Raw genomic sequence first — 12,842 nt, 5'->3', positions numbered from 1 at the left:
GGTTTCCCCTTAAAAATATTGTGTTTAGTAATTTTTCAACTATTACTATGTAGTAATAATAGCACAACCAGAGGATCTTGTATAAAAATTTGCTCACTTATCATTTTGATCAAGAGTTTTAAATTTTTTCAAGAGGGTAATCAGCTGCTCTTGCTCTTCTTGCGTTAATATGCTAAAAGTCTCTTCTACTGCCTCAATATGTGCTGGCAAGGCCCGCTCAATAATGCGGCGACCTTTTTTAGTGAGATGAATAATATAGGCACGGCCGTCCCTCTTACTAGCCTCACGTCGAATCCAACCGCTCTTTTCCATATTTTTGATGACAATGGTCATATTACCCGATGTCGTCAAAATACTGCTCACCAGTTCTCCAATACGCATGGAGCCTTTACTGTAAAGTACATCAAGAACACTGAACTGGGCTGGGGTCAAATCGAAGTCACGGAAAGTTGTGGAAACTCGGCTATCAATAGTATGGAAGGCTTTTCTCATGACAACCATACTTTTGACAGCAGAATTTTTAAATTTTGTCATAGACTATCTCCTCAAATGGGTTGAAGCGGAATCCCAGCACTGTCTGTTTGGAATCAATTAATTTATTGAACAAACAAAGGAGAAACTAGGACATCCTCTTCTCAACAAAAATTGTAATCGCCCTTGTATACGAGCCACCTTAAATCCACAAAACTACAGACAAACCTGACGCCTGGCCTTGGTCGCTATCGCTTGGTTATTAAGGGTTCTACCAAGAGCTGAAAAATAGTTTAAAATGAAACCAATTCCCTTGTTAAAGCTGCTATATTCAGCTTTTTTACTTTCCTAAAATGACCTCTAAGTTCTTTCATTGTAGCATTTCTGACTAAGAGTCGCAAGCTAAACATCTTATTTTGGAAATATAAAAAGGATCTGATCCTTCTTTCAAATAAAGGATCAAATCCTTAGATAAACCTAAGGCTAATTGATTGATTAAAGCCGTGTCAGAAACTACTTTTTAACCCGTGGAAATTTTTAGAAGCAAAAAGGAGGTCAATTAAAAAAATCATCAAAAAGCGACAGTTGGTTATCTTCAGGCATATCACCTAGAATACCCATTTCATCCATTTTTTCAACTAGAGTAGTTGAAACCCCACCGCGTTTGCGCAGCTCGGTTTTAGATAGGAATTCTCCTTCTTGACGGCTAGCAACAATCTGTTTAGCAACGTTTTCACCAAGTCCGTCCATAGCCACAAATGGCGGGATGAGAGTATCGCCTTCAATCTTGAATTCGGTTGCTTCACTATTATAGAGGTCTAACTGACCGAAGTGATAGCCGCGCTCCAGCATTTCATTGACAATTTCCAAAGTGGTATACAGATCAATTTCAACGTTGGACGCTTCATTATTCTTACGTTTAACAGCAATATCTTCCATACGTGCCTTGACAGCTTCTACCCCTGCGCTCATGGTTTTGAGCTCAAAGGCTTTAGCTCGAATGGAGAAGTAGGCACAGTAATAGTAGATAGGATGGTGCACCTTAAAATAAGCTACGCGCAAGGCCATCATAACATAGGCAGCTGCATGGGCTTTAGGGAACATGTACTTGATCTTCCCGCAAGATTCAATGTACCAGTCTGGAACATTGTTATCGCGCATGGCTTGAATATAAGTATTGCGCTCTTCTTCAGAAATTTTAAGCCAAAGCCCCTTACGCACCCGCTCCATGATAGTGAAAGCCATCTTGGGTTCAAGACCTGCGTGCATGAGATAAACCATGATATCATCCCGACAGCCGATAACTGTTGAAAGAGTGGCAATGCCTTCTTTTATCAAATCTTGAGCATTGCCCAGCCAGACATCGGTCCCGTGTGAGAGTCCAGAAAGTTGGAGTAATTCAGCAAAGGTCGTCGGATGAGTCTCATCAACCATCCCTCGAACAAAGTTAGTACCAAATTCAGGAATTCCCAGCATCCCCGTCGGTGTTCCGATCTGCTCCTCGGTCACACCAAGAACTTCAGTTCCCGAAAAGAGCTTCATGACATCCGGATCGTCGGCTGGAATATCTGTAGGGTCAATTCCCGAGAGATCCTGAAGCTTACGAATCATGGTTGGGTCATCATGACCCAGAATATCGAGTTTGAGGACGTTTTCGTCAATATCATGGAAATTAAAGTGGGTGGTCTGCCATTCTGCTGTCGTATCATCAGCCGGATATTGAACAGGAGTGAAATCATAAACATCCATATAGTTCGGAATAACAACGATACCGCCAGGATGCTGACCCGTTGTTCGCTTAACACCAGCTGACCCCATAGCTAAGCGATCGACCTCAGCATCACGGTAGAATTTATTATAGTCACGCTCATAACCCTTGACAAAGCCATAAGCTGTCTTTTCCGCAACAGTACCGACAGTTCCGGCACGAAAGGCATATTCTTCACCGAAGATATCACGCACATCCAAATGGGCAGATGGTTGGTCATCACCGGAGAAATTAAGATCGATATCGGGCACCTTATCGCCATCGAAGCCCAGGAAGGTTTCAAAGGGAATATCTTGACCGTCTTTCATTAGGGACTGGTCGCAGTTGGGACAGTCCTTATTTGGTAAATCAAAGCCAGAGCCGACGGATCCATCCGTAATAAACTCCGAATATTGACAGTCTGGACATATGTAGTGGGGAGGCATGGGATTAACCTCAGTAATCCCAATCATCGTTGCCACAAAACTAGAGCCGACAGATCCCCGTGAACCAACTAGATAACCGCGCTTATTCGACCGATCAACCAACATCTGGGAGGCCAGATAAATAACGGCAAAGCCATTTCCCAAGATAGAGGTCAGTTCTTTTTCAATACGGCGATCGATAATGTCTGGCAGAGGATTGCCATAGAGCTCAAAGGCTCTAGCATAAGTTTTTTCAGCGACAGTCTCTTCGGCCTTGTCGATATAAGGCGTATAGAGGTCATTTTTGACCACCTCTACTTCTTCAAAGCGTTCTGCAAAGTCCTGTGTGTTTGTGACTACAATCTCATAAGCAAGCTCTTCCCCTAGGAAGGCAAATTCATCCAGCATTTCATTCGTCGTTCTGAAATGGGCCTTGGGCAGAGGAGCTGGCTTAGCATCCTCACCACGACCGATTGGGCGATTAATCATAGCTCCTGGTCCTAAACTGCGGACAATGATTTCCCGATAGAGCTCATCTTCAGGCTCTAGGTAGTGGACATCTCCCGTCGCTAGGATCGGCTTATCCAGTCTGCGTCCCACTTCGATCAAATCACGGATAACCTGTTGAATTCCAGCCTGATCTTGAATCAGATCATTAGCCAAAAGGGGGGCATAGATAGCCGGTGGCATCACTTCAATAAAGTCATAGTAGCGAGCTACTTCCACCGCCTTATCTACACCGCTGGTTACTACTGCATCAAAAACCTCGCCTTCCGAGCAAGCTGATCCCAGCAGCAGCCCTTCACGGTGAGCATCCAGGATCGTTCTTGGTATTCTGGCTACACCTTCAAAATATTTGACATTGGATAAACTAACCAGTTTAAAAATATTTTTTAAACCGATTTGATTTTGTACATAGATGGTAGCATGTTTGACTCTGGCCTTTTTGTAAGAGTCCTCTGAAACCAACTTAGTATTAAGTTCTGATAAATCAGTAACATTACGGTGGTCACGCGCCTCTTTAATAAAGATGAAGAGCAGGCGCCCTGTGGCCTCCGCATCATAATTAGCCATGTGGTGATGATCTAAGGCCACTTGAAAACGTTTGGTCAAAGGGCCTAGACCATGGCGTTTATACTCAGGATAGAGGTTACGGGCAAACTCTAGAGTATCTATGACTGGCTGAGTAATCAGGGGCAGACCATGGCGTTCATAATTAGCATTCATAAAGCCAACGTCAAAGGTAGCATTGTGGGCAACTAAGACCGTATCCTTACAAAAGTCCTGAAATTCTTGCAGAACCTGCAAGAGCGGTTTGGCATCTTTAAGATGGTTGTCCGTAATCCCTGTCAGATCAGTCGTGAACTGGCTGAGGGGGTGGCCTGGGTTGATAAATTCATCGAACTGATCAATGATATTACCTTTGTGCATTTTAGAAGCCGCAATCTGAATCAAAGAGTTATTTACGGCAGAAAGCCCTGTGGTTTCCACGTCAAAGACAACATAGGTTGCTTCATGCAAATCCATAGGCACTTCATTGTAAGTAATCGGCACACGATCCTCAACGATATTAGCTTCTAAGCCAAAGATAGCCTTGATACCTGCCTTTTTAGCTCGGTGGTAACCATGGGGAAAACTCTGAACGTTTCCGTGGTCGGTGATAGCAACAGCTGTGTGCCCCCAGTTAGCTGCTTTGTCAATTAGCTGTTCAACCGTAGGTAGGGCATCCATGGTAGACATATTGGTGTGGGCGTGAAATTCTACACGCTTTTGCCCTTCGGGCATAAGATCCTTGCGTTCCTTATGGACAATTTCCTTCACATCCTGCACATTCATGGTCAAGGTTTTGGTCCACTGATTATTTTCAATATTTCCGCGAACGCGCAGCCAAGCACCTTTGGCAATCATGTCATACTTTTGCAAATCGGCATCATCTTTAGCCCACTTCTGCATGGCAAAAGATGAGGTATAATCTGTCATTTTAAAGCTGATGATGTGACGACCGGTTCTAGTTGTACGGCGCTCTACATCAAAGACCATCCCTTCAAAAACAATACGATTTTCTTCTGTTTCGATCTCCACCATAGGTGTGATCTCTGCCTTATCAAAACCAGCTTGACGTTTAGCTGCTCTTTCCTTATAGTCAAATTTGGGAGTGGGAGCAGCCTCTTCTTGGGCAGGCATAGAAGCTTCTAGGGAGGCCACAGCCTGAGCGTTCTCTTCCTGAGCCTTCTCAATTAATTGCTCACTTCGAGCCTCAAAGGCCTGAGTCAGCTCTTGGGTCTTGTCAGCGTCGGTCCTAATCGTAAATGTGACAGCCCCAAAGCCAAACTGGGCAAACTGTTTCTCCAGCTTAGGCAGGTGCTGTTGTTTAAAATGGTCATTATCCAGAAAACTGGGGGCATGAATAATGATTTGTCGACCTTCGCGAGACACTGCTAAATCCGAAAATGAAGAGCGAAAACTCGCGCTATTGCACAGAGGAAGATTAAAACTCTCTCTATAATATTCCTGAAGCAGTTGGTCTGAGACATCATTAGATTGAGCTTCAATGTCAAAACTGACCTTGATATCAGCCTGTTCGAAGGTCCTGACTAAACGGTCAGCTAACTCGCGATAAATTTCAATGGGTGGAATTTCAGCAAAACTAAAATGAAACTCCCAGTGACGGCTAACAGCATGTACTTTAACTTCCTTAATGTCAGCAGACAAAAATACTGGAGACTGTCTCATCTCAAGCGGCATTTCTATCTGTTCCATCAATTTTTTGAACAAGTCTGACATGATATTTTACTCCTTAATAGTCAGTATATTATAGCATAAATAGCCTATAAAATCTCCCCATTGCCTCAGGCCAAAAGGCTTAGAAAAGGGGCTGGAACTGATCTTGTTCCACCCCTTTTGGTGCTTTTTTGCCGATACGGCAAGTTACCAACAAAACTGTTTCCTGATATTTCAGAGCTAAATTTAAAACCCTATTTACGTTTTTTAGACTTTTTCTTCTTGGACTTTGATTTAGGCTTTTTAGTCGTAGACTGATTACTTTTGTTTGATTTAGAAGGTAGTGCCTTCTCAGACTTATCTGTCGTATTAGATGTTTGGGTATCTGCTTGAGTGCTCTTTTTACCATTAAGCTCAGAGGCCTCTGATTTTACATCTGCCTTCTCAGTTTTAGCCGCCTCAGCCTTAGAACTAGCTGCTGATTCGGCGTTTAATTTTTTAGCAGAGGTCTTAGTCTCTTTTGCCTTTTGGGATTTCTTAGCTTCGCGCTGCTCACGCTTTTGCGCTACTTGTTCGCGGCGCTTTTCCTCCCGCTCTTTCTGGGCTTTTAACTTTTTAGCTATTTTTTCATCGTGAGCTTTTTGCTTATCAGCCTTACGCTTGGCAAGCTGGGCATTGTAGTCTGCCAAAGATTCCTCAAATTCAGCCTTTTTCTGGGCTAATACTTCTTCAAGCTCTTCCAGTTCTTTAGGTTGCTCTTGCTGACGTAAATCTTCGTAAAAGGCCGCCACGGTTGTTCCTAGGTAAGGTGCCAAAATAGAACCACAAACCAAACCGATGATAATGCTCAAAACCAAGATCAAAGCGACCCCTGCTGATGATCCCGTTTCTAAGACAGATTGACTTGCAGCAATTCCTAGCAGCGCAGCAAAGACAGTAACCAGCAAGTACCACCCTAAAAAGCTCAGCACAAGCTGAAAAAAGTCTTTTTTATGCCCTTCCATCATGAGACGACTTTTAGTGATCGCTGAAGTAGTGGTGATGCCGTTATCAGCATCAAAATCGTCTTTGAGTAAGAAGAGGCCTTGTGAATAAGAAATCGCCTTTACGACACCGGGGACGATCAACAGAACTGACCAAAGCAGACTAAAAATGTTGGACATAAGAACAAGACCAAAAATGCTGTCAAAGCGTTGGTTCCTAAAGGCATAGGTGCCTGCCTGTCTAAAAGACCATTTACGGCCACGAATCAACTCTAAATAAGCATAGTTAGCCCCCGCGCTGATGCCAACAGTCGCAAAAAAGGCGAAGAGAGCTAGAATCAGAAAGGCCATGGTAAGAAAGACCAAAACAATATTGGTACTAACTGATAATTCTAAGCCAGAGGCCTGCTTCCAGACGAGGGTTAGAACCCCCAGCAGGACTAGGACGATCGCCACTAAGACTAGCATTGGTACTAGTATGACACCGATTCCCCAAGCCCAGTTACCACGCAGGGCTATCTTAGCTTGTTCTTTTAGCTCTTTTCTCGTTTTCACAACAAACTCCTTTTAGTTTAATACTACTATTCTATTACGGTTAAGAAAGCTTGTCAATGTAAAAAAGGACCTCGATGCCAGTAGGACTTAGCAAATCTTGCTACAGAGCTTTGAAAAGTACACTTTTAGTTATGCGACATCTTATGAAAACGCAGATTTGCAATAGTTGCAACAAAAACTTTCACTGTATCTCCGGGGATGAAAGCCAGGCTGCCCGTCACTACAGCTGTGAAAAGGGGAGCTCCCGTAAAAAAGGCTAGATACAAGCCCCCAAGTACATCAACAAATAGGACACCAGCCAGCCAAATAACTACGAAGGTCAGCACAGCCCTACGTCTTTTCAGACGAGACAAGCCCCAATCCATCAAGAGAGGAACAAAAAGCCAAGCAAGGACATAGCCAGCTGTTGGACCGATCATTACCTTAACTGTTGTTGTCAAACCTGAAAAAACCGGAATGACAAGACCGACTAGAAACAAAAGCAAGACTGACAGACTGCCTTTTTTGCCTCCTAACAAGCTGCCAGCCAGCATAACACCGAGATTTTGTAAGACAATAGGAACAGGGATAAACCCTAGGGGGATGCCCGGTATGTAACTGAGGACGACCAAAAGAGCTGTCATCATAGCAATAGATACGAGATCTTTTGTTTTCATTTTTTCTCCGATTCTCACTTAAAATAGATACTATCGTGCAAAGAGCACTTGGGATTGAAGGGATGACAACAATGCGGACAATGGCCAGACTTGTACTCTGACCAATCTAACAATGACCGACAAGCACCACATTGGACTAAGCACTTCTCGTTTTTATTCATGGGCTGAAAGCGGTGATCACAGAGGCTGTCATGGCATTGGTAGCAGGCATAAAAAGTTTGGCAAGCTTGACATTTTAAGGCCACGATATCGGTCTCACTGTGATAGTGATAACACCGACCTGCCTCATCGAGATCAATGCCTCGTATGGTTCGCATAAAGTTACTCCTAACTGTCATTGGTCTTAGTCTAGCATAGCTAGTATCGCTTGTCAACCAAACATAAAAAATACGTTAACAAACAGCGAACAAAAATTGGCTTGTAACGCAGTACTCCCATTAGCTATAAGAAGTCAGAAGTACTGCTGCCAACATTCCCAACTGATTCATGCTATAGGGATATTAATTCAGGTATCATCCCCGAAAAAGAGCGAAACAAGCGCAATGACGATGACAGCACCAGCTACAGAGGGCAGCAAGGCCATACCTGCTAAGCTCGGTCCCCAATAGCCAAATAATTTTTGACCAATCCAAGAACCAATTAAACCAGCGAAAATCTTTGCCAAGCAACCCATGGAGCTGCCTCTATTTGTAATACTGCCGGCTATAGCACCAATAATGGCTCCGACAATCAGCGATCCTATCCCTATCATCTTTTATCCTCCATTTAACAACAAGTAGAAGCGGCTCTGTGCTTTAACAGCCAGATATCAGAAATTTCGATTATTTTTTCCATAACCATAGCGCTCAAGAAAGTCCTGACGGAACTCTAGCAGACTATCGTCCATGATAGCTTGACGAACCTTCTTCATCAGGTTGACTAGGAAATAGAGATTGTGGTAGCTGGTCAGGCGAATACCAAAGGTTTCGTCCGCTTTGAGCAGGTGACGCAGATAGGCGCGTGAATAGTTTCGGCATGTATAACACTCACAATCTGGATCTAAAGGTCCAAAGTCCTTAGCAAAGACAGCATTTTTTACAACCAAACGTCCTTGACTGGTCATGCAGGTGCCATTGCGGGCAATACGAGTCGGTAACACACAGTCGAACATATCAACTCCGCGGATGACTCCGTCAATCAAACTGTCTGGAGCTCCTACTCCCATGAGATAGCGCGGTTTATTTTCTGGCAGGAGAGGAGTTGTAAAGTCGAGGACGGCATTCATCTCTTCATGACTCTCACCAACAGCAAGTCCCCCAATAGAGTAGCCTGGAAAATCCATGCTGACAAGATCAGCAGCCGATTGACGACGCAAATCCTCAAATCCCGCACCTTGGACAATCCCAAAGATCCCTTGGTCATGCGGACGGCGGTGGGCTTTAAGGCCCCGCTCGGCCCAACGACTGGTGCGCTCGATAGACTTTTTGACATAGTCATAAGGTTGATAAAACTGCGGGCATTCATCAAAGCTCATCATAATATCCGAGCCTAGATTATTCTGAATGGCGATAGCTTTCTCAGGTGAGAGAAACATTTTGGCGCCATTGAGGTGATTTTTGAAGGTTACACCTTCTTCTGTGATGTTGCGGCTATCTGCCAGAGAGTAGACCTGAAAGCCACCACTATCGGTTAAAATGGCTTGATTCCAGTTCATAAATTTGTGCAGACCACCAGCCTCAGCAATCAACTCATCACCTGGACGCAACCAGAGGTGATAGGTGTTTGATAGGATAATTCCGGAACCCATCTCCTTGAGCTCCTCTGGCGATTGGGTCTTGACCGTCGCCTGAGTCCCAACTGGCATGAACATAGGAGTCGGAAAAGTGCCATGCGGTGTGATAATCTCACCCAAACGAGCACCTGTGTGCTTTTCTTTCTTAATCAAACGGTATTTGATTGGATAATCTGTCATTCACTTCTCCCTCGTCTTACCTTTATTTTTAAGAGCAAATTAGCTTCACTATTTTAACAAAATAAGACAGACTTGTCACTTAGAGCAGTAATGGACATAGAGGCTGAAATTAATAATTTAAAAAAGAGCTATACTATCACCAGCATTAGAGAGCTAGTGTACTGCAAGAAGTGAAATGTACTCGTACATTATTGCTAGTAAAGATAGTCTAGTTATTTCGGGTAAAGGTATCTTATCGTGAATTAGTGATTATACATATCCAGTTTTTGATATTGTACAAATATTGGGGAGAACGATATAATTATCATAATATGAAACAAAATCGGAGGTGCTCTTATGACAATTAAAGAAGAGTTAGGACGACGAATTAAAGCTGAAAGAAATCGCCAGCAGCTCACACAGGGGGAGGTATGTGGAGACGAAGGGAAATTAACAATCCGACAGCTTCAAAGAATTGAAGGTGGTCAATCTATGCCAACTCTAGAAAAATTAGAGTTCATTGCTAACAGCTTGGGAAGTAAAATAGCTGACCTATTGGATGGTAACGATATTCAAGTACCTGATGATTACTGGAAATTAAAGGGACAGATCGTAAAGTTTCCTACCTATGGTGATACAGAAAGACTCCAACAAAAGCAAGAGCTGATCGAGAAGATTTATGACAGGTACTTTGATATTCTGCCCGAAGATGAGTTGCTCTTTTTGGATCTTTCAGAAAATATTCTAGATAGTTTCCATGAAAAGGATATTCCTAACATCGAGGAGATCTACGATGATGCCTTTGAGCAAGCACTCAAGAAAGAGACATTTGCCCTTAATGACTATCTTTATATGAGTTATTTTTTACAGAAGTGTGGAAAAGCAGCGGATTATGATCAAGCAACCTTCAAGCTGCTGGAACAAAAATTGCTCCAGCAGGAATTGGCAGCAGATGAACTTTATAATATTGAATTTTTGATTACTGTTATAGAAGCAACTTCCGTTTATGCCCTTCATGATGATTACTGGAATCTTCTTCCTTTGCTGGAGAAGGCTCAGCAAATTATTGACAAGGCTCAGCTTCCCACCTATAAACCAGCCCTTTTAGAACTTGAAGCCAAGTACTATGTCAAGGTCGTTAAAGATAAGGTAAAGGCTAAAGAACTCTACCAACAAGCTTTGATGCTGGGAGAAATCTTAGGTGATTCTAACGTCATTGCAGATGTTAAGATGGAGATGACCAATGATGGAATAAATTAGCAGAAAAACATATTTTTGTTTTTAGGTGTCATTCTGAAAAGGTGACATTGATGTCGTTGCTGCTTTGAGAAACTTAAGATAGAATAGACTCATCAAACGAAAGGAAGTCTTTATAAAATGAACTTGAAAAAAATCTTGGAAATTTTAACCACCCTAGCTCTTTTAGGAATAGCTTTACACTAATAATTAATATTGACTAGGAACGACTTGCGTAGAGCTAATCTAGCTTAATAATTAACTCTGTAATATCTCCAATCGGTGAGTTCACCCGCTGCAGATATTATGGAGTTTTTTCATAATGATGAATTGCAATAATAAGTACAACTTTTTTAAAACTCATTCAACAGTGCCTCAAAAGATGTCCTGTAACCTAGTTTACACGATTGAGGCTCTATGAGTTTTTTTGTTGCACTTTATTTTACAATCTATCCTAATTAAAAAACTTAATATCTATAATGACAAATACTTAAGCAGCCAAAAGGCTTATAGATTAGCTTAGAACCCTTAAATTTAAGGGGATTAAGAGAGGAGATCATCATTATTTTAGTCGCTCTTAAACACCACTCTCATCTGAACGTTCGCCCCTAATCGAACTTCCCAGTTTTAGCTTTACTTTCTATTCAAGAAACTTTAATTCCAAAATTCCAATATAAAACTTGTTTACAGAAAGATATTGCTGGCCATCTGAATTTCTAATGCAGAAAAAGAGAAGCAGCTTCTTGGCAATGTCGTTAAGTTAAGCCTCTAGCCTATAACAAAACTATTTCCACAAGTAAAGGTTATGACACAAGTGGGAATAGTTTTTTCATATTAGAGAATTTGGAGAGCACAAAAGTAAGGTTTTCTAAACTCATCTTTCATTTATTATGATACCCTATAGGTGAAACTTACTGCTACTTGACTTCTTATCTTTTTTGGAAATATTCGATTGAGTCGAATGATCGCTAAATGCTTGGCCATATAAGTTTTCAATTGGAAGGAAGTGAGCTCATCTCTAAGATATTTTCGACAAGCATAAACGGCGTCTGAAAAACAAATCTTATAAGCCTTGTTGGTCTTTGATTTTTTAACGGCAACGGATGAGGTTAACCATTTACAAAAGTTAAAGTTAATAAAACGGGCATAGATTTCTTAGGGAATGAATACCTTCCTTCTTTTTCGCATGAAAATTGGCGAGACCAAGACAGTATTTAAGATCACGAAAGCTGGTCTCTATGCCCCATCTGTAGGCATAGAGATCTTTTAATTTTTCCGGAGAAATATAGTCTGTGTTTGTCAACAAAGTTTCAATAAGCCAGGCCTGATTTCTAAGCGTACCATCCGAAAACGAAGCCAATACAACCTTGTTGGGTCACTTTTTCGACAAGAACTTGGTAAAAAATCAAAAAGTGAGTGATTGGGTAAATTGTGATACTGATTAGGAAAGTTTTGATGATACTACTTCATTTTCTTGGTCTGTTTCCGACAGATTTTTAGGTCAAACGGCTCATCAAAACAAGGCTTATCAGGGATATGAAAACTTGATTTGATGGAATAATTTCCCTCACGAATACGAATCCACATACAACCAATTTTTCTCTTGGCAGTGTGCCATATCATTGTAGGATTCATAAACCTCTATCCATAATTCAGAGCCCGTGCGAAAGGGAGAATTCTCCATTATGTCAACGAAATCAGCTCGTTCATCATTGTCTCGCTTATCTTGAATCCGCAGGTCTTGATAAATCCCTTGTTCTAAATTGTAGAGCACATTGATATGAATGAAGTTGTAAGGGGTGTGGTGGGGGCTAGTTTGAATACAGGTCGTTTTATCAAAGCGATTTCTAGGTAGAATCACATCACTACCATCAACGGCCAAGATAGGAAGATGACTAGAGTTAGAAATCTTAGAGGTGAGATCCCTAAAAGTGTTTCAAAAGCCTGAGGTTTAATCTGGTCTAGCATGATTTTTTCCCTTTTATTTTTAGTGTAGCATGGAAAAAACTCACCTACCACAAAATGTAGTAGGTGAGTTAACTTAATAATATTGAATTTCTTGATCCTCTCTTATACTAATGATATATTAATTACCACAGTTGACAAGGATTCTTATAA

At 41.8% G+C, this 12,842-nt stretch carries 8 protein-coding genes and 1 pseudogene; 1 reads left to right on the top strand and 8 read right to left on the bottom strand.

Annotated features, from left to right (window positions below; translation table 11 throughout):
• Nucleotides 1–93 precede the first annotated feature (93 nt).
• The 7 genes from AC4HAL_RS02515 to tgt all read right to left on the bottom strand — a co-directional run bounded on the left by AC4HAL_RS02515 (nt 94) and on the right by tgt (nt 9,509).
• A complete protein-coding gene (locus tag AC4HAL_RS02515; protein ID WP_447452935.1) occupies nt 94–534 on the bottom strand; it encodes a MarR family winged helix-turn-helix transcriptional regulator in 441 nt (146 codons plus the stop codon).
• Between the two features lie 492 nt (nt 535–1,026).
• The gene (locus tag AC4HAL_RS02510) at nt 1,027–5,427 is read right to left on the bottom strand and encodes a PolC-type DNA polymerase III (RefSeq protein ID WP_491092827.1); all 4,401 of its coding nucleotides are present in this window, start codon (nt 5,425–5,427) and stop codon (nt 1,027–1,029) included.
• 191 nt (nt 5,428–5,618) lie between these two features.
• Nucleotides 5,619–6,902 carry a DUF975 family protein gene (locus AC4HAL_RS02505; RefSeq protein ID WP_491092826.1) on the bottom strand — a complete coding sequence of 428 codons (1,284 nt, stop codon included), beginning with the start codon at nt 6,900–6,902 and terminating at the stop codon, nt 5,619–5,621.
• Nucleotides 6,903–7,027: 125 nt separating this feature from the next.
• A complete protein-coding gene (locus AC4HAL_RS02500; RefSeq protein WP_491092825.1) occupies nt 7,028–7,558 on the bottom strand; it encodes a biotin transporter BioY in 531 nt (176 codons plus the stop codon).
• Nucleotides 7,559–7,572: 14 nt separating this feature from the next.
• Nucleotides 7,573–7,875, bottom strand: a complete 303-nt coding sequence (locus AC4HAL_RS02495) for a CHY zinc finger protein (RefSeq protein WP_491092824.1) — start codon at nt 7,873–7,875, stop codon at nt 7,573–7,575.
• Between the two features lie 188 nt (nt 7,876–8,063).
• Nucleotides 8,064–8,309, bottom strand: coding sequence for a GlsB/YeaQ/YmgE family stress response membrane protein (locus AC4HAL_RS02490; protein WP_447452940.1), 246 nt, complete (start codon nt 8,307–8,309; stop codon nt 8,064–8,066).
• Between the two features lie 57 nt (nt 8,310–8,366).
• On the bottom strand, nt 8,367–9,509 hold the full coding sequence (gene tgt, locus AC4HAL_RS02485; RefSeq protein ID WP_491092823.1) for a tRNA guanosine(34) transglycosylase Tgt: 1,143 nt from the start codon (nt 9,507–9,509) through the stop codon (nt 8,367–8,369).
• 336 nt (nt 9,510–9,845) lie between these two features.
• Here tgt and AC4HAL_RS02480 point away from each other — a divergent pair, with 336 nt between their 5' ends.
• Entirely contained in the window at nt 9,846–10,748 is a 903-nt protein-coding gene (locus AC4HAL_RS02480) for a helix-turn-helix domain-containing protein (RefSeq protein WP_491092822.1), read from the top strand.
• Between the two features lie 864 nt (nt 10,749–11,612).
• On the opposite strand, the pseudogene AC4HAL_RS02475 reads toward AC4HAL_RS02480, so the two are convergent.
• Nucleotides 11,613–12,683: pseudogene (locus AC4HAL_RS02475) on the bottom strand (IS4 family transposase); the annotation flags it as partial.
• Nucleotides 12,684–12,842: the final 159 nt, after the last annotated feature.

Source organism: Streptococcus sp. ELY_125, from assembly GCF_058314535.1.
This window is presented reverse-complemented; position numbering and strand designations above follow the sequence as displayed.